The organism is Kribbella sp. CA-294648, assembly GCF_050943845.1.
GTDB lineage: Bacteria > Actinomycetota > Actinomycetes > Propionibacteriales > Kribbellaceae > Kribbella.
In genome coordinates, this window is record NZ_CP191981.1 from 2353512 (window position 1) to 2373748 (window position 20237).

The window sequence follows — 20237 nt, forward strand, 5'->3', positions numbered from 1 at the left end:
GTGATTCCGACTCCATACCGGATAATGTCTCGCCGGGTCCGAAGGACACGATTGCTTTTATCGCCGTTGCCGCCAGTCATCAGGGTTAACCGCCTCTCATAAGCCGTGAATGCGGGAACAACTCGCGCGAGGCCGGTGCCTGGCGCCAAAGTGTGTTTATTGATACCGTTAGGATGTTGACTATCCTTTGATAGCGCCTTCCATCACACCGCGGGAAAACCATTTCTGGAAGCCTACGTAGACAATCACAGAAGGTATGAACATCACCAAGGCTGCGGCGGCCGCGGCGGCAAAGCTGAAGTCAGGATCCGAAGGACTCGGCTCGAAGAAGCGGATCCCGATGGACATGGGAATCACTTTCGTTCCAGCCAACGTGAAGGCCAGGAGGAACTCCCCCCAAAAGTGCACGAACGCCATCAGACAGGCGATGATCATGCCGCCTTTTCCGATTGGGACATAGATGCGCCACATGATCTGCCATGTCGAGGCCCCGTCAACCTTTGCAGACTGCTGCAGTTCGTCGGGCACCTGAGAGAACACGGACCGCATAACGAGTGTGCCGATCGGAAGTTGCCATGACGCGTATACCAGAATGAGACCGACCTGGGTATCGAGAAGACCGAGCTCGAACAGCTGTAGGTAGAGGGTGGCCACGACCGTCGCATGCGGTACAAAGATTGTTGCGATCAAGATCCAGAAGATCTGATCCCGTCCTCGGAAGGACAGTTGTGAGAAGGCATAACCCGCCATCGTCGACGCGACCGCAACAACCAATACCGCACCAACCGTTATCAGCACACTGTTGAGGTAGTAGCCGACCATGTCCGGCACGCGGTCGACCATGATGGCGAAATTCTCCAACGTCAGCCGTGACGGAAACAGCCTGTATAGGTCATCTCGACTGCGAAATGCCACCGATGCCAGCCATATGAACGGCACGAGGACGAGGAGTGCCAGCGCGGCCAGAACTAGGTGCTCGAGCGGCTGACGCAGGCCATGTCGACGCCGCGTACCCGGCGAAGGCACCGCTCCCTTGGGCCGAGAACGCTGCCGGGCCGGATTCCTACGCCGCTCGGGCACCATCGTCATCGAATCCACCTTGGGTCTCCGCTCCTAATTCTGGAATTGCCGCATCCGCTTGCCTGCGAATGCCGCTGCCGCGACCGCAAGACCCGCCATCAAAACGAACCACGTGTTGGCGTAACCGATGCGATCTTCTTGGTGGAACAGTTCATATGCTTGCAACCCATATGTCATTGTCGACCCGATAGGTCCACCCTGAGTCATGAACAATGGTTCGGCAACGAGTTCGAGAACCTTGAGTCGCAGGACGAAGACGAGGAAGATCATGGGCGCCAGCAATGGAATGATGATTCGAGTGACTATCTTCACTTCCGAAGCGCCGTCGAGGCGTGCCGCCTCCAGATTTTCCTTCGGAATGTTGGCTAGTCCGATCAGAAAGAAGATCACCGTCTCACCGAGGTGACGCCAGACATTCATGATGGCAAGCGCTCCGAGGGCGGTTCTCGGTTCGCCTAACCAGTTGAGGGAGGTATCAGCGCCTACGGCTTCTCCCGTCAAGGTCATGAACCCCAGGGTCGGCTCGTAGATCCAAATCCACATCTGGAAAACGATCGCCGCCGGCAGAACCACGGGGAAGTAAAAGATGGTTCGATAGATTGATGCGAAGTGCGCGTTGGCCAGTCGATCGATCAGCACGGCTATCAGGAGTGCGATCGCCATGCTGGTCGGAACATACAGCATGAAGAACTTGACCGAGATCCACAGGCTATGCCACATCCGCGGATCCCGCGCCCACTCGAGATAGTTTGTCAGCCCGATGAAGGCTGATCGGTCGGCCAAGAAGCTGTAATCGAAAAACGTCAAGTAGACGGCTCGCGCTATCGGCCAGAGAACGAACACGCCGACGAGAATGACCGCTGGGGCAATCAGGGCTGGTCCGACTGCCAGGTCGGAACGGACCCATGAGCCGAACCGGCGGGGCCTTGAGGCCGACTCTGCCTTCACCACCCGGTTCACCACCGATACGTCTTGAAGGTGGCAGTCAACGCCTTCTGCGTGTCGGCCGCCGACTGGCCCCGCAGGATCATGCGTCCAACCTGCTCAGTGAAGGCAGTGTTCTCCACCCTGAGGAACGCATCATTTCCCGGCAGCACACTTGCAGTATCGAGTTGCTGAAAGGCAGTCTTCAGCCACGCGGGCATTTGAACTCGTCGTGCCATGTCGGCGACCGGCGCAAACCGCCCGGACTGCTCAACGGACTTCTTCAGGGCGAGGTCGCTGTATAGAGCCTCCGTGATGAACTTGACGGCCATCTCCGGCATGGGGCTGTGCGCCAGGACCATCGCGGACGTGTTCCAGTACACGGTGCCGGGATGGCGGCCCGAGAGGTTCGGTCTGTAGCTCAACTGATCAGGAGTGAGCTTGCCGTTGAGGGTTTGTTTGTAAGTGCCTTGCCAGAACGTGCCCATCGCCACCTTGCCCGCCTGCAAGCTCCTCAGCGCCGCGTCCCGTTGATCACTGCCCGGTGGCATGAATGAAACGAGCTGCTTCATCAGCTCCAATGCCTCGAGCGCCGCCGCGGAGCCGATGTCCAGCGTGCCGTTTTCTGCGAATGGCTTATCCGTCAAAGTGACCAGGATCGGAAGGAACAAGCGCACTGGTTGGGTGTAGTCGGCGCTGAACGCGTAGGTTCCATCGGGCAGCACTTTCGCGAGCGTCTTCGCGGTGTCGACCAACTCGTGCCATGACTGAGGAGCGGGAATGTCGTAACGGGTAAGCAGGTCTGTCCTGGTCAGGAAGCCGATGACGTCGCTCCAGTACGGCACGCCGTATCTCTTGCCATCAGGCATCACTGCCTCGGCTCGCGAAGCCGGCAGCAGCCGGTCGAGAAAGGCATGCGGCACGACATCGTCCAAAGGCAGCAGGGCTCCTGCCCGTGCCATCGGCGCCAGCGCCGTCCAAGACACCGGCCCAAGCAGAACGTCTGCGCTGGCAATGCCTCGCCTCGCCTCGAGGGCGTACTTCTGGACGATTGCCGTCGGCGCGCTCTGCGGATCGACGAGAGGCGAGAACTTGACGGTGAGCCCTGGATTTTGTGCCTCGAAGGCAGCTTTCAAGTCGGTGAAGAGCCACGGCGCTCCCCCGCTGATCCACGGTGAGTGAGCCACCCGCAAAGTGCCGGTCGTCTGGCCTCCCTGTTTCGAAGATCGCCTGGGATCACGATCGGCGCAGCCCGCCAGCGCTGCTGCGCCGATGGTCGCGCTCCCGGCCAGCACCGCGGCCGACAATAGCCCGCGTCTGCTCAGCTCGTTGCCAACCCTCGCCTCGGCAAGCGTGATGCGAGAACGGGCACCAACGCCGGCCATTGAAGCTGCCGACGGATGAGGGTTGCTGCCGTGGATCGTTCCACCCGCCAAGGCCGTCGGCAATCCAGCCGACCGACCACTGTGCCGCATCATTTCCCTCCACTCCGGCACGTGGTGTAGTGCCCGGTAGTCCAACGTTACCGGTAACCTAGACGCAAATGTGGAGTACTGGCAATGGCTGGTGCTCGGCGATGTAGCAGACGGCGAGGAGACCCGGATCCTTACCGCACGCTCGGCTCTCTACTCAGGATTGGACACGTAGTCCGATTAGGGAGGCGTAGATGCTCTTGGGGACACGAGTCGGGGTTTGCCTGGCCACTTGTGCGGATGGACTGAATGCACCTCGCCGAAGGACAGCGGCGCGCGGAGTGATCACAGAGAGGCGAATCGATCCGTAGAGCGACCTTCCGTTTCGCGGTGGTCAATCGCGCGGTCAGCGACGACGCCGGGGCGAGGCCGCGTCTGATCCCCGGATAAGCAGCTTCGGTCGGACAGTCACTAGGCGCGGCCCTGGTGTGAGACCTGCAAGCTGCTCCAGCAGTAGGCGCGCAGCGTGTCGCCCAAGTTGTGTCGGCCGCTGAGTGACGACCGTGATCCTGGGATCGGTCAACTGCAGTGCATCAAGGCCGTCAAAGCCGACCAGGACGATGTCAGAGCGACGCCGGTGCAGCGCTTGCACCGCGCCAACAGTCAGCAGGTAGCCGGTGGAGAAGATGGCTGTCGGCGGATCGGCTTCGTCTAGCAACGCATCCACTGCGGCACTACCCTCATCCACGGCGCCGGTCCGGCGGTGTATCAGCCGCGGATCCAGCGATAATCCCTGCCGCGTGAGGGACGCCTCATAGCCGGCCAGCCGCTCCGAGGCAGCGAAACCTCGGTCACCGGCGATGACTGCAATGCGGGAGTGTCCGTTTTGAACCAGATGAGTCACTGCCTGGCGAGCTCCCCAGCGGTGGTCGATGACTACAGCGGATGCCTCTACGCCGGCCGGGGGGTTTCCGCCCACGAAAACTACCGAGAGACCGCGCTCGATGAGTGGCGCCAGGTAGCTGTGTTCTGCCTCCCTGGACACCAGGAGCATGGCGTTTACTCCGCGTTCGACGAAAGCCTCGACGACGGCGCGCTCCCGACCGTCCGAGCTGGACGAGGTAGCCCGCACCACAATGTGACCGTGTTGCCGCATGGACTCGTCTGCGGAAGCTTCGATCGCGTTGTACACGGGTACGTACGGATCGGGAACGACCATACCCACGAGCCCCAGCGTGCGCTTGTTCCGGAAGCTCGTCGCCAACGCGTTCGGCCGGAAGCCGATTCGGCGTGCCACCTCCTGGATACGTTCCGCAGTTTCGGCGCTGACGCCGGGCTGCCCGTTGAGTGCGCGGGAAACGGACATCGCGCTGACACCCGCGATCGCAGCCACGTCGCGAATTGTGGGTTGTGGGCTCACAGCACCGTTATAGCCGATGCGGTGTTCTGCGGCTGCACGTGGCTCGACTAGCGAAAGAGAGGCTGCAACGTTACCGTTAACCTACCGATGTCCGAGGCGGTCGGCCGGTACTCGGAACAAGGGAGGGTTCAGTGGGCATGGCGCGTCTGAGGAGACCCAATGTGGTTGTCTTCTTGACCGATCAACAGCGTTGGGACTCGGCTGGGCTGCACGGCAACCCACTTGATCTGACGCCGAACTTCGACCGGCTTGCAAGGGCCGGCACGCACCTAGTCAATACGTTCGTCAGTAATCCCGTGTGCGGACCATCAAGGGCATCGCTACAGACCGGGCTCTACCCATCAAGCTTGGGATGCTTCCGCAATGGCATCCCGTTACCGAGCAACGTCAGCACGTTGGCCACCTGCTTCACCGAGGGCGGCTACGCCACCGGGTACATCGGCAAATGGCACTTGGCCGATCCGTCGAGCCGCGGGCCAGTGGCAGTCGAGGGTCGGGGTGGCTACCGACAGTGGCTCGCGGCCAACGTGCTGGAGTTCACTTCCGACGCCTATCGCACGGAGCTTTACGACAACGAAGGACGAGCGGTTGAGCTACCTGGCTACCGAGTCGACGCCCTCACCGATGCGGCAATCCGCTTTGTCGATAGTCACAAGGCGAATCCGTTCCTGCTCTTCCTCTCCTACTTGGAGCCGCACCACCAGAACACGCGTGATGATCACCCAGCGCCTGTCGGCTACCGCGAACGCTACGAGGGGCGGTGGGTTCCGCCCGACCTGGCAGCGTTTGGCGGCTCCAGTCACCGAGACCTCGCCGGCTACTGGGGAATGGTCCGCCGCTTGGACGAAGCGCTGGGGCGCCTCTGTGACGCTCTCCTCAGCCTGGACCTGGCCGACAACACGATTGTCTTGTTCACCTCTGACCACGGATCCCACTTCAAAACGCGCAACGATGACTACAAGCGAAGCTGTCACGACGTCTCGATTCGGGTGCCCACGGCGGTGTGGGGTCCGGGATTCGACGGCAAGGGCCAGGTGAAGCACTTGGTCAGCTCCGTCGACATCGCACCCACTTTGCTGGACGCAGCCGGGCTGCCCGTGCCCGCGGAGATGGAAGGCCGTTCGCTGATGCCGGTGCTCGACGGGAAGGTACTCGATTGGCCGACCGATGTGATGGTTCAGATCAGTGAGTCCCAGCTGGGCCGCGCGATACGAACCCATCGGTGGAAGTACTCGGTGCGGGCGTCGGATGATGACGGGACTACGAGAGCTAGCGCTGACGAGTACACCGAGGAGTTTCTGTACGACCTGTACAGCGATCCATTCGAGATCGTAAATCTCGTCGGACTCGAATCACACAGACTCGTAGCTGACGTGATGCGGCAGCGATTGTTACGCCGCATCGAGGAGATCGGTGAACCAGCACCAGTGATCCTGCCGGCCCCGCCACGGCCCGGGGGGCAACGTTCGATCAGCCCGCAGGAGGCAGATCTCTGATGGGCGACAAGGGAGCCGACGCGGTTGTCCTCAGCAGAGGAGGCATGACCCTTGTCCTGGACCTAGAGTCCACTGGCGTTCCGCGTGTTCTCCATTGGGGGGAGGATCTCGGGAAGCTCACAGCGGCTGACATTGCCGCACTGAGGTATGCAGCGACCCGCCCGGTGCCTCCGAGCTCATTACGTGATCCGTGGTGGTTCACTCTCGTACCGGTCGAGGGTGACGGCTGGCAGGGAACGCCTGCACTTTCTGGCGCTCGCGGTGGTGCCGTTCTGTATCCCCGGCTCACCCTCACGGACACGGAGGTAAATCACCAGACCAGTGACGACGAGGTCCGACTGGAACTCCAGGATCGCGAGCTCGGCCTGGCTGTACACATACAACTTCGGCTGGAGACGAGCGGTCTCGTCCGTATCCGCCATCGACTGATCAATCATGGTCCCATAGTGCTCGCCTTGGCGAACATGACCGTCATGCTGCCGATTCCCGCCGAAGCAGAAGAACTCCTGGATTTAACAGGCCGCTGGTGCCGCGAACGCTCACCCCAGCGACTTCCGTTTACCCTCGGAACTCGACTGCGGGAATCCCGCCGCGGCAGAACCGGCCACGATGCACCACTACTACTTGTCGCCGGCCGAGCTGGTTTTGGCTTCCGTCATGGTGAGGTGTGGGCAACACATGTCGCATGGAGCGGAGACCACGTTCATCTGGCCGAGAGGTTGCCTGAGCGCGCTGGACAAGCGTCAGCAGTGATAGGAGGCGGTGAACTGCTCCGCCCCGGCGAGGTTCGTCTGCAGCCAGGTGCCGCCTACTCATCTCCGTGGGTGTTCTTCACCTGGTCGAACAACGGGTTGGACGGCGCCGCCGGACGAATCCATCGCTGGATCCGTTCCCGCCCACTACATCCACGGCGTCCGCGCCCAGTGGTGCTCAACACGTGGGAGGCCGTCTACTTCGATCACGACATCGATCGCCTGCGGCAGTTGGCCGACGTGGCTGCCGCATTGGGCGTCCAGAGGTTCGTATTGGATGATGGCTGGTTTCTCGGCCGGCGCGACGACAAGGCCGGGCTTGGCGATTGGCATGTCGATCCACGTACGTGGCCAGGCGGATTGCATCCACTCACCGACCATCTACGGAAGCTCGGTATGGAGATCGGCCTCTGGGTGGAGCCAGAGATGGTCAACCAGGACTCTGATCTGGCACGAACTCACCCAGACTGGGTTCTGGCTCGACAGGACCGGCCGCCGCGCAGCTGGCGGAGCCAAGATGTCCTAGATTGTGGGCGTCCAGAGGTCGCGGAGTACTTGTTCCTGCGGCTTGATGCTCTGATCAAGGAGTATCGGCTTGATTACCTGAAATGGGATCACAATCGCGACCTGCTCGAGGCAGTGCACTGGCCAACTGCACGGGCAGGACTCCACGCCCATACCGCAGGCGTGTACCAGCTCCTTGACAAGTTGCGTGCCCGGCACCCTGCGCTCGAGATCGAAACTTGCTCCTCAGGGGGCGCCCGCGTAGACCTCGAAATCCTCGAGCGAACCGACCGAGTCTGGGCTTCTGATACCAACGATGCACTCGAACGCCAGCAGATTCAGCGGTGGACAGGTCTGCTGTTACCCCCGGAGCTCGTCGGGACCCACGTCGGCCCACCGGAATCCCACACGACGGGCCGCAGGCTCGATCTATCTCTTCGATGTCTGACAGCGCTTTTCGGACACCCGGGAATCGAGTGGGATATCACGACGTGCACCAAGGACGAACTGCGCACATTGAAGGCCTGGATAAATGTGTACAACGAGCTCCGGCCCTTGCTACATACAGGTGACGTCGTCCGCGCAGATCATCCCGATTCCGGTGCACTGCTACACGGTGTCGTGGCCGCAGACCAGTCCGAGGCGGTGTTCGCCTACGTGCGTCACACCACCTCCCCGGAGACCTTACCCGGGCGTGTGCGACTGCCCGGCCTAGACCGTTCACGCCGATACGCACTAACGCACCGAAAAGAATTCGCTGACGCCGTTGGCCGGCAGCTACGGCTACCAGCATGGTGGTCCGACGGTGAGATCGAATTGCCTGGATCCATCCTGCTCTCAGCCGGCATTCAACTTCCCCTGCTGAATCCCGGCCAAGGCCTGCTCCTTCACCTACGTGGCGTCAAAACGTAGGCCCCGCAGCTACGCGGCGCGGCTACAACGCCATGACAGTATCCGCCGGGATCGGTTCGGGATAGGCCTGCGCGTGATCTCGCCTCGATCAGGCGGTCGATCCGAGCCAACGCAGCCTTAGCCTGAATCCACCGATGGTCTGGGCTGAGTTGGCTGGGTGAGCGGTATCCGCAGAGGGCGCGGCACTGTCAAGGGCGGCTCGCGTACAGCGGCCATCATCGGCTTACGCGCTCGGGATTCCACACGGCGCCTGGCTGCGATCAGCCTCAGCGGATAGTGGCCGATGCAAGGCGGGAATCACCAGGAGGGCTCTTCTTTATAGCTCGCCTCGGGCTCCAAGGGCGATCTTGCGGAAACCGTGCGGGTGTTAGGTTTGGCATCGTGCTCTTGGCCGGTGGATCAGGCGGCGTCCAGCCCGAACGGCGGGCGGCTCCTTGAAGACTGCGGCCAGTCATAGGGTGATGCACCGTGGCGTAGCGACTCTCCTATCGTGACCCGATGCCTTGGGCAACGGCTCGATGGTCGAGTTGCTGTTGCTCTCCAACGGTCGGTCTGCTTGGGTGTGTCTCATCGCGCTGACGAAGAAGCCTCTTGATCGCGTGGCGTCGGAGCTCGCAGGTTCCCCTCGCCAGTGCTGACTGGCGAGGGGACGGCTCGAAAGCGGCCCGAGCTATAGGCCGGACCTGATGATTTCCGGACTTCCTATGGCTGGTAAACGGCGCGGTCGAGCGTGATGACATCGTCGCTAGACGCTGCATTTTTCGTTCCGGTAACCCGGACGGTGATGGTGTGTGTTGCCTTCGTGAGCCCGTCACTAGACCAGAGCAGCTTGTTGCCGATTCGGGTGGGAGAGTAGTAGTCGATGAAGGTTTCAGGGCCGCCGTCGATACTCACGCCGGCGATGCCGTTCTGGGAGTTGACCACGCCATAGAGCGACGCGGATCTGCCGGTGAAGGTGAAAGTTGCGGTGTTTCCGGTCGTTGAGCTCCAACTGTTGCTGCCTTGGTACATCTGAATGCCGTTTGCGCAGCTGGTGCAGTGGCTCCACCCGGAGCCGGTGTACTGGAAGCTGCCGGGGCCGGTGCCGGTGATGGAGTCATCTACGGAAACGGCGGCAGGCGGGGCCGGCGGGGGATAGGCGACTCGGTCGATGGTGATGGTGCTGCCGGTCGACGCGGCGTTCTTGGTGCCGGTCACACGAACGGTAAGCGTGTGCACGGTGTTGGCTAGGCCGTCTGCGGTCCAGAGCAGTCTGTTCCCGGAGCGGGTCGGTGCGTAGTAGTCGATGAGCTCTTCCGTACCACCGTCGATGCTCACGCCGGCAAGCCCGTTCTGGGAATTGACGACGCCGTACAGCTCTACCGAGGTTCCGGTGAAGCGGAACGTTGCGGTGTCACCAGTGGTGGAGCTCCAGCTATTGGTGCCGTTGTACAGGGTGGCGCTCCCGGAGCAGCTCGAACAGTGGCTCCAGCCGGTGCCGTTGTACTGGAAAGTTCCTGAAACGGTTCCGGTCACCGAGTCGTCGACGGAGACAGGTTGTTGAGGTTGGCACCCGGAAAACGAGCACCCAGCTCTCCATTCGTTGTCACCCCATTCGTAGGCGCCGACGTCGGCTTGCCCAGATGAGTTGACCGTTACGCCAGCGATGGCGACACCGGCGGCGATTGCCGGAGAGCCGCTGGCCAGATGGAAGTCTCCGCGAGCCGGAGCAACGAACTGGGGATCCGTAGTTTGATCGATGTTGTGGTCGATCTGGGCTGCCGGGGGAGTGCCGTAGGTCGTGTTCGCGGTGTTGATGTTGTTGGCGAATCGTGACGTCCCGTTGGCACCCAGGGCGCGGATTGAGGAACTTGTCACAGGATCTTCGGCGAAGGTGTTGTTGTAAACGAGCATGCCTGGCGTGCTGGAGCCGTTGACGAACAGGCCACGGGCAGTGTTCCAGGTGACGTTGTGGTCGATTTGGGCGTTGTAGCTTCCGTTGTCTATGTAAATGCCGTTACGGAGGTTGCCAGCCGAGTGGTGAATGGTGTTGTGATCGATGCGGCTGGTCGACCAATCCATGCTGCAGCAGGTATAGATGCCGCCCAAGTCTTTAGTCAGCTTGCCGAACTGGGCAATGTTGTTGTACGCGATGCGGTTGCCCTGGAACTCTTGCTGTGCGGCGACTCCAGTGACGATGTTGATGCCGTCGCGGCCGGTCGAGTAGATTGTGTTGTGCTGCACGGATTGACCGGTGCTGAGCCCGAACATCGTGACGCCGCCGGTGTAGGTGGCGCGGTACCCGACATCTCGGATGAGATTGTTCTCGGCGCTGTTGTTGTTGCCGGCCAGTGCCACTCCGCCACCTGCGCTGTAGGCGAGCGAGCTGTTCGTGATGCTGTTTCCGCTGCCGCGGAGGATGATTCCCGTGTCCGCGCGGTGGGCTGCTTCATACACGCCGTTCCTCGGCAGTGCCGAGTCATACTGCTGAGTTTCGAAGTGTGACAGATAGGTCCCGTTGATTCCGTCTAGGTTGATTCCCGTACTAGTGTCATCAGTGATGACGGTCGCCGCGTTGACGCCGATTCCCGATACGGTGATGTTGGAGCGTGCACGCAAATCGAACGCGTAGTTGCGCCGCTTGGCTTCGATGCCTGTGGGGACACTGCCGTGCGTCATGATGTACAGCTGCTCGGCAGAGCTGTCGTAGAACCACTCGTTGGGTTGAGTCAGCAAACTCAGGTTGCCAAGGACTCGGTAGTCCTTGTCGCCGGTTGGGTCGCTAGGGTATAGCGCCGGGGACGATTCCGGGATCGTGAAGTCGAGTGAGCCCGCCGTATTGCCGGTCACAGTGCCACTCAGAGCGGTCCAGTTTCCGGTGAAGTAGATCACCGATCCGCTGAGCGGCGGTAGGTTCGGCAGGTCGGAGTCCAAGAGGTTCCCCGTGCGCGGTGATCCGAGTGGCGGGTTGGTGGCAGGGTCGAGTGTCGCGGAGTCCAATTTGGCCCAGGCCGGCCATACAGGATCTGGGCCGGGCTCAGGGAACTGTGCCTCGGGCAACATTCTGCCGGAGGCGAAGATTTGGTTAGCGGCCAGCTGAGTGTTTCCGGGCATCGGCGTCGCGTCGTACCCTGCGTCGAGTGTGACCGAGGCACGGTAGATCGATCCCTGCCACAGGCTCCAACCAGTGACCGGGGTGGCCCCACTGACAACCGGCTTCTCTGTGCTATAGGCAGCAAAGGTGACCCCCGACGATGCCGGCCTTACAGTCTCACGGTAGGTGCCGCCGCGAATCAGGCAGGCATCGCCGGCGACGGCCACTGTTCCGCATTTCGTGGTGGTCTTGAATGCGGTGCCGAGTGAGGTGCCGTTGTTGGTATCGGAGCCGGTGGTGGCAACGTAGTAGGTGGTGCCTAGCGTGTTCGCCCATGACGCGGACATATCGTGCGGGGCAATGGCCGCTGCGAGGCCGACGACGACGCTGATGATTGCGCGGCGACAGCGAGACATAGGGGCTGAAGTTGGGCGCCGTGGAGCAGGTGACATGATGACCTCGATCTCGTGGTTCGCCGGGCTTCGGGTATGCCCGATCTCGTCCCGTGGGCGGTAGCGACGTGCTCGGCCGACGCGACAGTTGTGTGGGTGAAACGTTGTGCCGTTGTTTACGCCCGCTGCCTCGGCGTGACGGCTACCTCGGCGAAATGGTGAGCGGCGCTCCTATGCCGGATCGGCGGCACAGCGGAATCCCAGGTGGCCTTTGCTGCGGTCTGGGGTGTGTTGCGTGCGCACGGCGCATCTCGTAGCCATTTGGTTGAAGCGCGGCCACGGGCGCCGTTTGCGTGCCGCGTCGGCGAGCTCCTCGAGCACAGCTGGGCCGGTGTGACGGCCCAGCTCGCCGGGGTATCAGTTTGGCCAGATTGAGATGTTGTCGAGGTTCATCCATTTCGATGCGGGGGAGTCGGCTGCGGCGAGGAGTGTGACGGTCCCGGTGGTGACTGTGAATGTGACTGTGGTGGTGGTCCAGGTGCTGGTGGCGGTGGTGAGGTCGGAGGTGATGTCGGTGCCGCCGTGGCCCTTTAGTTTCAGAGATGCGTTGTTCTGGCCGCCGGAGGATCGGTAGGAGAATTGCAGCTTGTATGTGCCGTTCGGGAGGGGGACGGTCTGGCTTGCGGAGGCGATGTAGGCCGCGTTCTTCCAGAACGTCAGTTTGTTCCTGTTGCTGGTGGTGGTGGCTTCGGTCTTGACGGCGTCGGTGGTGCCGGTCACTGGCCATTGGGGGACGGTGGGTCCTGCGCCGGTTTGGTCGAATCGGCCGTTGGCGACGGGGTTCCATTGCAGTGTTCCGGCTGCCGCGTTCACGTTGACGCCGGTGGCGCCGTGGAGGGTTGGCACGCCACCGGCGAAGGTTAGCGGGTACCAGGCGTTGCGGCCGGCTCCGTCGGGTGCGGGGACCGAGCCGCCGGCGAACTGTGAGTAGCGGTCGCCGTTGAACAGGTAGGAGGTGCCGCTGGTTCCGGTGACCGGGATGATCTGCTCGAACTGGGTGGCGAAGGAGTCCGCGGACGACGGCCTGGTCGGTACGGTTGCCCAGGCGCTCCAGTTGGTCAGGTTTGTGCTGGTCCGGTAGGCGGTGGCGGTCGGGGCCCACCAGTTCTTGCCGGATGCGAACATGTAATAGGTGGACCCGACCTTTACGATTCCTGGGGCCTCATGGGTGGTGTCCGCGATGGCGGAGATCGCCGGACCGACTGAGAGCCAGTTACTTCCCAGCGGCGCTACGCTGATCGTCTTCGCCGTTGTGGCGGTGTAGGCGACGTAGACCAGGTAGGCGTTCGGGCCTTCGACGAACATGGAGTGGTCGCCGATCGTGTAGCCATTGACGATGGAGCTGCCGTGATACGTGTAGGTACCGTCGATCGTCGAGCTGGTCGCGAAGCCCAGTTTGTTGCCGAGCTCGGGTGATTGCACTGCTACCCCGACTGCCAGCACGAACTGTCCGGTGGTCGGGTTGCGGCCGAGTTGCGGCCGTCCGAGCCAGTTGCCGACGGCAAGGTCACCGGTGCTCCCGGACTGCGTGAGCAATACCTTGACGAATGTCCAGTTCTCCAGGTCGGGCGACGAGTACAGGTTGATGCTCCTGTGCGGATCCTCGGACAGCGGTTCAAGCGAGGCACCGACCCAGTAGTAGGTGGAACCAAACTTGAAGACGTTGCCGCCTTGGGCCTTGATCTCGTTGCCGGACGAGTCTTCCCAGACGGTGTCGTTGGCGATGTGGTTGTACGGCGCGGCTGCCTGTGCCGGCACCGGTGCTGAGAGCGCGGCCGCCAGGAGGGCGACGACCGCGCTCAGCATGGAGAGCAGCTTAGCCGGACCAGATCGGCGGTGTCCGAGAAATGGTTTCATGTGCAGCTCCTTGGTTTTGCCATGGCGGAGTGGCGTCAGGGGACGTTTTCGGTTTCGAGTTCGGAACCCGGTGCAGGTACCTCGGTGTAGGTGCCTTCGTCGAAGCCACTGAGGGTGGGGTCGTAGCCAACGGCACCGATGTCGTACATCGACGTCATCCAGTGGTAGAAGTTGTCCCCGCGCTCCCGCAAGTAGACGTACAGCCGCGCGGTCAGTTCGGATCGCACCTCTCGGTACTCCGGGTGCTCGTGCCGGTTGTGGAGCTCGTCTGGATCGATCTGGAGGTCGTAAAGCTCGTTTACGGATTCCGGGTTGACCACGAGCTTGTACCGACCGGTCCGGATCATCCGCTGCGGGTGTGGGAAGTGGTGCCCGTGGAACTCGCAAACGATCTCGTCCTGCCAGACGGGCTCTTCACCACGGAGGATGGGCACCAAGCTCCGGGAGTCGACAGCCGAGGTGGGATCCTCTCCTGCCAGGTCAAGGATGGTCGCGGTGCAGTCGAGGAGGCTGACGAACTCCTGGCGGACCTGGCCAGGAACACCACCGGGGATCCGGACGATCCCGGCGGTGCGGTAGATGTCCTCGTACATCGCGGGACCCTTGTCGTGCAGGCGGTGGGACCCGGTGAACTCGCCGTGGTCGGAGCTGAAGAAGACCGCGGTTTCATCCACGATGCCGAGCCGCTCTGCCGCGTCGAGCAGGCGGCGGACTTCCGCGTCAATCATCGCGACGTATCCCCAGTAGACGGCGATCAGCTTCCGACTGATGTGGAGCGGCATGGTGTCGAAGGTCCAGTGCGCGCTGTAGTTCTTCTGCACGGGAGGCTTGCCGTGGAAGCTCTCCTGGATGGATGCGGGGAGTTCGATGAGGTCGGCGTCCACGAGGTCGAAGTACTCGTTCGGCAAGATGTATGGCAGATGTGGGCCGAAGAAGTGCAGTCCGAGGAAGAAGGGCGTGCCAACGTTTCGGCGGGCCGCGGAGTACGACTCCATCTTCTCGATGGCCCGGGTGACCATGTAGTGCTCGAAGGTCGCTTCCACGGGCTGGTCGAGACGTGCAGCCAGCAGGTTGCCCGGCCCGCCGTTGGGCAGTGTCCCGCGGATCTGATCGTGGATGTGGTACGGCGGAAGCCCGCGTTCGTCGAGGTACGCCAGGTAGTCGGGGTGGTCGATCGGATTATGCCAGCCGGGGTAGTCCACAGCGTCGAATCCGAAGTCGGCGGCTGTCTTGTTCGTGCCCACATGCCATTTGCCGACGAGCCCACACAGGTACCCTGATACGCGGAGTTGCTCCGAGAATGTGAACGTGTCGGGCGCGAGATCCTCGATGTAGCCGACGTTGCGCTCGTTGTTTGCGAGCAGACGGTGTCGGAACGGCGCATGCCCAGTGAGCAGGCTCGCCCGGGCCGGTGTGCAGATGGCCGTCGGGGTGTACCAGCGATCGAAGCGCGTGCCGGTTGCCGCGAGCGAGTCCAGAGCCGGTGTGAGGCCCAGTGGGTTGCCGTAGCAGCCCAGCGTGTCTGTGCGGTGCTGGTCGGTGAGAATGAAGAGAATGTTGGGTCGTCCAGCGTCGGCGTCCGTGCTCGGTTCCATGCGGTTCTGCAGATCCATCGGGGCCCTCTGTGTCTCGACTCCCAGCGGTGGGGAGCGGTGCCGAATATCGCCGCGAACATAGGCAGGCCGATTTCCTCCGTCAATGAGGCGACGGAATTCGATTTCGCGACGCTCGGCCGCACGGCCGTCGTTGCCGATTCGTTATATGCCGGAGGGTGGTCGGAAAAAGTTGTGAATGTTCTGCTGCATCTATGCCGAAGTACACCGGCGTACACACGCAGATCCGGCGAGTGCACGAGGAGCGCGTCCTACGGGAGCTCCGAGAGAGCGGACCGCTGACCAGGGCAAACCTCGGCCAGCGCGTCGGGCTCTCCCGCACGACTCTTTCCGAGATCACCGCCAACCTCATCTCGCGCGGCGCAGTCGTCGAGATCGGGCACGGCCCCAATGAGCCGGCTGTGGGTCGCGGCCGTCCTGCCTCCCTTGTCGCGCTTCAGCCGACCGTCGGTCAAGCCATGGGCATCGATTTCCGCCACCACGAAGTGCGGCTCGCCGTTGTCAACGCCTCGCACGAGGTGATCGCGGACCACGTCCGTGGATACGCCGAGTCATCCAGCTGGACGGAGCGCGCGGCCGCCGCAGCTGCCGCCACTGCCGAAATGACTTCCGCGGGTGGGGTGCGCCTGGGCCTACTCGCCGGCGTCGGAGTGGGACTCCCAGGTCCCCTGGAGATGGGGGAACTGGGGCCGGGCGCGAACTCCCCCCGTATCACGGCCATCCGGGACGCCCTATCCCAGCACATCGATGCCCCGCTGATCTTCGACAACAACACGCGGTACGCCGCGCTGGGGGAGGCGACAGTCGACGCTCAGCACAGTGGTGGCGACGTTCTGTTTCTCCGGATCGCTCACGGGGTTGGCGGCGGACTTGTTCTGGGCGGCCGGCTCACACATGGAGCGGCCGGGAGGGCAGGGGAGATCGGTCACGTCGTCGTGGTGCCGAACGGGAGGATGTGTCGGTGCGGCAAACGCGGATGCCTGGAGACGGTTGCCTCACTACCCTCGATGGTGATTTCGGCGCGGCGGAAGTCGCCTGCCCTGCGCGACCTCGATTCGCTGCGGATCGCCCTGAGTCGGGGCGACCCAGACGCGATGGCCGTCGTCGAGGCAGCGGGCACAGCAGTAGGGACCGCGCTAGCCGGTGCCAGTGTTGTCGTCGACCCGGCGCGCGTGATCGTTTCAGGCGACACCACCTTGATCGGCGATGCGTTTCTTCGGGCAGCGCAGGCCGCATTCGACCGATTAGCGCGCGTCGGCGACGAGCAGCCGATCCGCATCATGCGCGGCCGGGCAGCGAACGCCGAGGGCGTGCTTGGAGCGATCGCCGCTGTCTTCCATGAATCGACGCTCCTGCAGGGATACCCGGCCCTGCTCGAAGACGTCACCGACCAACGCGAAGGAACTCGATGACCACCGATGCAACCGCCCTGTCGGACACCATCCGCCGGATCGATGACTGGACGCTCACCCGGAGTGACGGGCTTGTCCCCGCCCGCTCGGTGCACGGCCCCCAACCGGTTATCGAGCTCTCGTGGTGCGACTGGGACCCTGCACTCTGGGAAGCGCAGTGGAACTATGCGACGGAGCTACACGTGCACGGCGCTCCCGGCGATCGTCACTTCCTACGCTTCGACGGGATGCATTCTCGGATAGGAGTCAGTGTCGACGGCCACGACCTCGGCGAGCGGGATGCCGGCTTCCTCCCGGTCGAGTACGAGCTTGGTCCGGTCGACGGCGCCGTCCGGATCGACGCTCGCGTAGACGGCCGCTGGTTGCCGATACCGCCGATGGGCTCTCCGCTCGGCTCCGCCGATATCGACTTTCACCTGCCCGCCGGCATGCATCGGCCGGTCTGGCTGCTGCGGACTCCGAACCTGCGCGTCGCCGAAGTTCGTGTCGACTCGGCAATCCGCGACGGCCACGTCGCCATTGACATCGACGCCGAGCTTGACTGGGCGGAGCCCGTTGGCCCCGCCACTGTCCGCGCCGACGTTATCGACGGCGCCGGAGCGGTTGTGGTGTCGACCGAGCGCGAACTGGTCCCCACAGGGCGCTCGGGGCGAGCCTCGGTCGCCCTGGTCCCCGATCCAGTCAAGCTTCAGCTCTGGGACGTGGATGCTCCGGTCTTGTACGACGTCGTCGTGTCCGTGCGAAGCGCAACCGGGAGCAGTCATCGCTGTGTCAAGCGGACGGGCTTCCGCACCGTCGAGTGGGAACGCGACGGTTTCCGGCTCAACGGCGTTCGCCATTTCCTGATCGGATTGAACCGGCACGAGTTGTTTCCGTACGTCGGCTTCGCCGCGTCCGACCGCTCGGCGAGGGAGGACGCACGCATTCTCAAGGAGGACCTCGGCGTCTCCCTCGTCCGCACCTCGCACTACCCGCCGACCCCGGCCTTCCTGGATGCCTGTGATGAACTCGGACTGTTGGTGTTCGAGGAGGTTCCCGGCTGGCAGTACGCCGGCACGGTTCTGCGCGACCAGACCTATCCCGACTCGCCATGGCATCCGGTCCCAGACGAGGACATCGACCCGACGTTCCGGGCCGCGCACATCGACCAGGTACGACGGATGATCCTGCGCGACCGCCACCGCCCCTCAGTGGTGTTGTGGGGGCTCTTCCTCAACGAGTCCCGCGCCTTCACACCCGGCCTCTGGGATGAGGTACGACGCCTCGCCGCATCACTCGATTCGAGGCCAACAAGCGGTGCCACGCGCTTCCGGATCGGCGGCCACCAGACGTCCGACTTCGACAGTGCAATCGACGACCGTGGCAACCTCGTCTGGCCCTTTGACGTCTTCGGCTACAACAACTATCAGTGGGATGAGGACGACGAGCAGGTGTTCCTACCGGCCCCGCCCTATCCGTACCTCATTGCGGAAGCAGTGGGCCAGTATCCCGCCTTCTCGACGCACTTCAACAGCGCCGTCGACGGTCATACGCAACACGCGCAGGCCTTGCACCACGCGGCGGCCATCGATCGAGCGGCCGCGATAGATGGCGCAGCCGGGATCGTCAACTGGGTGGCGTTCGACTACCAGACGTCACTCGGCCGGCTGTGGGGAGCCACTTCGGAACAGCCTCAAGGGCACCGCGTGAAGGCGGCCGGCGTCGGCGACGTGTTCCGGATACTGAAGCCGGGCGCCGCTCCGTATCGCGCGCTGGTCGCACCAGAGAAGCGGCTGGTCATCGCACCCGCTTTCCTTTGGGACTGGCACTCAACCGGCCAGCCGGACGGGCCGCCCACGCGTGCCGCGATCGCCTCGAACTGCGACCTGCTCGAACTGCGTCTCGACGGAAAGCTCATCCAAACGCTCGTCCCCAGCTTCGACGAATACCCGCACTCGATGAGACCGCTGTTCTTCGCCGACTTCTCCACCATCCACCGCATGCATGGACGTCCCGACGAACTGCAGATCGACGGCTACATCGGCGACGAGCACCGGGCGACCGTCCGGCTATCGGCCGATCCATCACGCGACCTGTTTCACTTCCGCGCAGATGACGAGGTCATCGCCAACGACGGCATCGATACGACGCGGCTGCAGTTCGGCGTCGTTGACGCGTTCGGCAATCCCCGCGCCTGGCGCGATGGATTGGTGTCGTTCGAGGTAGAACCGACCGCCCGGCTCATCGGCGACAACCCGTTCGACGGCCGCGGGACCGGCTCCAGCGGAGCTGTCTGGCTCGCAGCAGTACAGCAGACCGACCGACGGCCGAGCAGCACCCGCGTTGTTGCCAAGCATCCTGACCATGATGCTTGCGAACTCGTCGTCATGTTCACACCCCAGCCCGATTGACGACCGCCCGGGAGCTATTTGACAAACGAGAGCGGGGGAGCCGCCACCTTGCGGTTCAGCGCCCTGCCGAACGGGGGACCGCTCGGCACGGTGGAGGTTGCCGGGTCCCGGGACCGCTGTCTGCTGGCAGTCCAACCTAGTCAAAGGGTGATGAGCGTCGCGCGGTAAGTAGCTCAGCGACTCGCCTTGGGAGCGCGCAGCCGGTTGCGCAGATCGGGGAATGGCTCGGAATTACCCCATGGGAGACGTGTGGAGCGCCATCCGTGGCGTTGCCGACGCCGCTGGTTGTCGACGTCGGGTGAACCTGACCCCCTATCGACGGTGGCGGTTTTCTACTGACGGTTGCAACACTTCGTCCATTGGGAGGTTGTGTTGTCGTCTCGTCGTGTGAAGAAGGGACCGGGTCGCCGGGCGCAGACGGCCAAGCGTCAGCGGCTCGTGGAGCTCCGGGCAGATCAGACGGCACCTTCGGCTGCACCATCCCGAGCAGCCGCAGATGTGGCTGTGTCACGAGACCATATACCAGGCCGCCTATCAGCCCGGAACCACGCTGCTACGGCCGTTGCGAGTGGCACCCCACGCCGGACAGTCACAGGTCCGGGCGGCGTACCTCGACGCCGTGGCGTTTCGCGTCCGCGACCAGTGACTGCGGGGAGTAGAAGCCCATGGGCTGGGCGCGCAGCAGCGCAGCGAGGAACGCGGCGGGGTAGTGGAGCCGGAACCAGGTGGATGCGTAGACGAGGAGGGCGAAGCTGATGGAGTGGGATTCGGCGAACCCGAAGTTCGCGAAGGCCTCGATCTTGGCGTAGATCTGGTCGGCGGTCTCGCCCTGGAGCGGCTGCGGCTCTGCACGTACCTGCAGGGCCGCGGACGCCGCAGACGAACCCGGCCGAACTACGCGCATCTGCCACCCGACAGTTGAGCGCTCGGCGTGTCGCCA

General features: G+C 63.1%; 11 protein-coding genes and 1 pseudogene. 4 read left to right on the forward strand and 8 right to left on the reverse strand.

The window, feature by feature from the left end:
* Positions 1–180: 180 nt before the first annotated feature.
* The 4 genes from ACQPYM_RS11495 to ACQPYM_RS11510 all read right to left on the reverse strand — a co-directional run bounded on the left by ACQPYM_RS11495 (position 181) and on the right by ACQPYM_RS11510 (position 4809).
* Positions 181–1089: a carbohydrate ABC transporter permease gene (locus ACQPYM_RS11495; RefSeq protein WP_433019056.1), complete on the reverse strand. Its 909-nt coding sequence runs from the start codon at positions 1087–1089 to the stop codon at positions 181–183.
* A 24-nt stretch (positions 1090–1113) separates the two neighbouring features.
* Positions 1114–2031: a carbohydrate ABC transporter permease gene (locus ACQPYM_RS11500; protein ID WP_433019059.1), complete on the reverse strand. Its 918-nt coding sequence runs from the start codon at positions 2029–2031 to the stop codon at positions 1114–1116.
* Positions 2032–2036: 5 nt separating this feature from the next.
* Positions 2037–3389 carry an ABC transporter substrate-binding protein gene (locus ACQPYM_RS11505; protein ID WP_433019062.1) on the reverse strand — a complete coding sequence of 451 codons (1353 nt, stop codon included), beginning with the start codon at positions 3387–3389 and terminating at the stop codon, positions 2037–2039.
* A 433-nt stretch (positions 3390–3822) separates the two neighbouring features.
* Positions 3823–4809, reverse strand: coding sequence for a LacI family DNA-binding transcriptional regulator (locus tag ACQPYM_RS11510; protein WP_433019065.1), 987 nt, complete (start codon positions 4807–4809; stop codon positions 3823–3825).
* A gap of 188 nt (positions 4810–4997) precedes the next feature.
* Here ACQPYM_RS11510 and ACQPYM_RS11515 point away from each other — a divergent pair, with 188 nt between their 5' ends.
* Together ACQPYM_RS11515 and ACQPYM_RS11520 are read left to right on the forward strand one after the other, a co-directional pair.
* Complete coding sequence (locus tag ACQPYM_RS11515; RefSeq protein ID WP_433019068.1) at positions 4998–6332, forward strand: sulfatase-like hydrolase/transferase; 1335 nt, start codon at positions 4998–5000, stop codon at positions 6330–6332.
* Between the two features lie 44 nt (positions 6333–6376).
* Positions 6377–8500, forward strand: a complete 2124-nt coding sequence (locus ACQPYM_RS11520; protein WP_433019071.1) for an alpha-galactosidase — start codon at positions 6377–6379, stop codon at positions 8498–8500.
* A 702-nt stretch (positions 8501–9202) separates the two neighbouring features.
* On the opposite strand, the gene ACQPYM_RS11525 is transcribed toward ACQPYM_RS11520, so the two are convergent.
* The 3 genes from ACQPYM_RS11525 to ACQPYM_RS11535 form a co-directional block, all read right to left on the reverse strand.
* Positions 9203–11989: a right-handed parallel beta-helix repeat-containing protein gene (locus tag ACQPYM_RS11525; RefSeq protein ID WP_433019074.1), complete on the reverse strand. Its 2787-nt coding sequence runs from the start codon at positions 11987–11989 to the stop codon at positions 9203–9205.
* A 393-nt stretch (positions 11990–12382) separates the two neighbouring features.
* Positions 12383–13831, reverse strand: coding sequence for a family 43 glycosylhydrolase (locus tag ACQPYM_RS11530; protein WP_433019077.1), 1449 nt, complete (start codon positions 13829–13831; stop codon positions 12383–12385).
* 86 nt (positions 13832–13917) lie between these two features.
* Positions 13918–15477: a sulfatase-like hydrolase/transferase gene (locus ACQPYM_RS11535; protein ID WP_433019079.1), complete on the reverse strand. Its 1560-nt coding sequence runs from the start codon at positions 15475–15477 to the stop codon at positions 13918–13920.
* A gap of 212 nt (positions 15478–15689) precedes the next feature.
* On the opposite strand from ACQPYM_RS11535, the gene ACQPYM_RS11540 reads away from it, so the two are divergent.
* Positions 15690–16907 (forward strand): ROK family protein, encoded by a 1218-nt coding sequence (locus tag ACQPYM_RS11540; protein ID WP_433019082.1) that lies wholly within the window; start codon positions 15690–15692, stop codon positions 16905–16907.
* Positions 16904–19297, forward strand: coding sequence for a glycoside hydrolase family 2 TIM barrel-domain containing protein (locus ACQPYM_RS11545; protein ID WP_433019085.1), 2394 nt, complete (start codon positions 16904–16906; stop codon positions 19295–19297). The genes ACQPYM_RS11540 and ACQPYM_RS11545 overlap by 4 nt, the downstream gene beginning before the upstream one ends.
* 592 nt (positions 19298–19889) lie before the next feature.
* Here the strand turns inward: ACQPYM_RS11545 and ACQPYM_RS11550 are convergent.
* Positions 19890–20132, reverse strand: a pseudogene (locus tag ACQPYM_RS11550) (hypothetical protein); the annotation flags it as partial.
* Positions 20133–20237: the final 105 nt, after the last annotated feature.

What these genes read in the sequence shown, in the direction of transcription:
- ACQPYM_RS11495 (WP_433019056.1), bottom strand. Translation starts at nt 1,089, where the DNA reads ATGACGATGGTGCCCGAGCGGCGTAGGAATCCGGCCCGGCAGCGTTCT.
- ACQPYM_RS11505 (WP_433019062.1), bottom strand. Translation starts at nt 3,389, where the DNA reads ATGGCCGGCGTTGGTGCCCGTTCTCGCATCACGCTTGCCGAGGCGAGG.
- ACQPYM_RS11520 (WP_433019071.1), top strand. Translation starts at nt 6,377, where the DNA reads ATGACCCTTGTCCTGGACCTAGAGTCCACTGGCGTTCCGCGTGTTCTC.
- ACQPYM_RS11525 (WP_433019074.1), bottom strand. Translation starts at nt 11,989, where the DNA reads ATGTCTCGCTGTCGCCGCGCAATCATCAGCGTCGTCGTCGGCCTCGCA.
- ACQPYM_RS11530 (WP_433019077.1), bottom strand. Translation starts at nt 13,831, where the DNA reads ATGCTGAGCGCGGTCGTCGCCCTCCTGGCGGCCGCGCTCTCAGCACCG.
- ACQPYM_RS11535 (WP_433019079.1), bottom strand. Translation starts at nt 15,477, where the DNA reads ATGGAACCGAGCACGGACGCCGACGCTGGACGACCCAACATTCTCTTC.
- ACQPYM_RS11540 (WP_433019082.1), top strand. Translation starts at nt 15,690, where the DNA reads ATGCCGAAGTACACCGGCGTACACACGCAGATCCGGCGAGTGCACGAG.
- ACQPYM_RS11545 (WP_433019085.1), top strand. Translation starts at nt 16,904, where the DNA reads ATGACCACCGATGCAACCGCCCTGTCGGACACCATCCGCCGGATCGAT.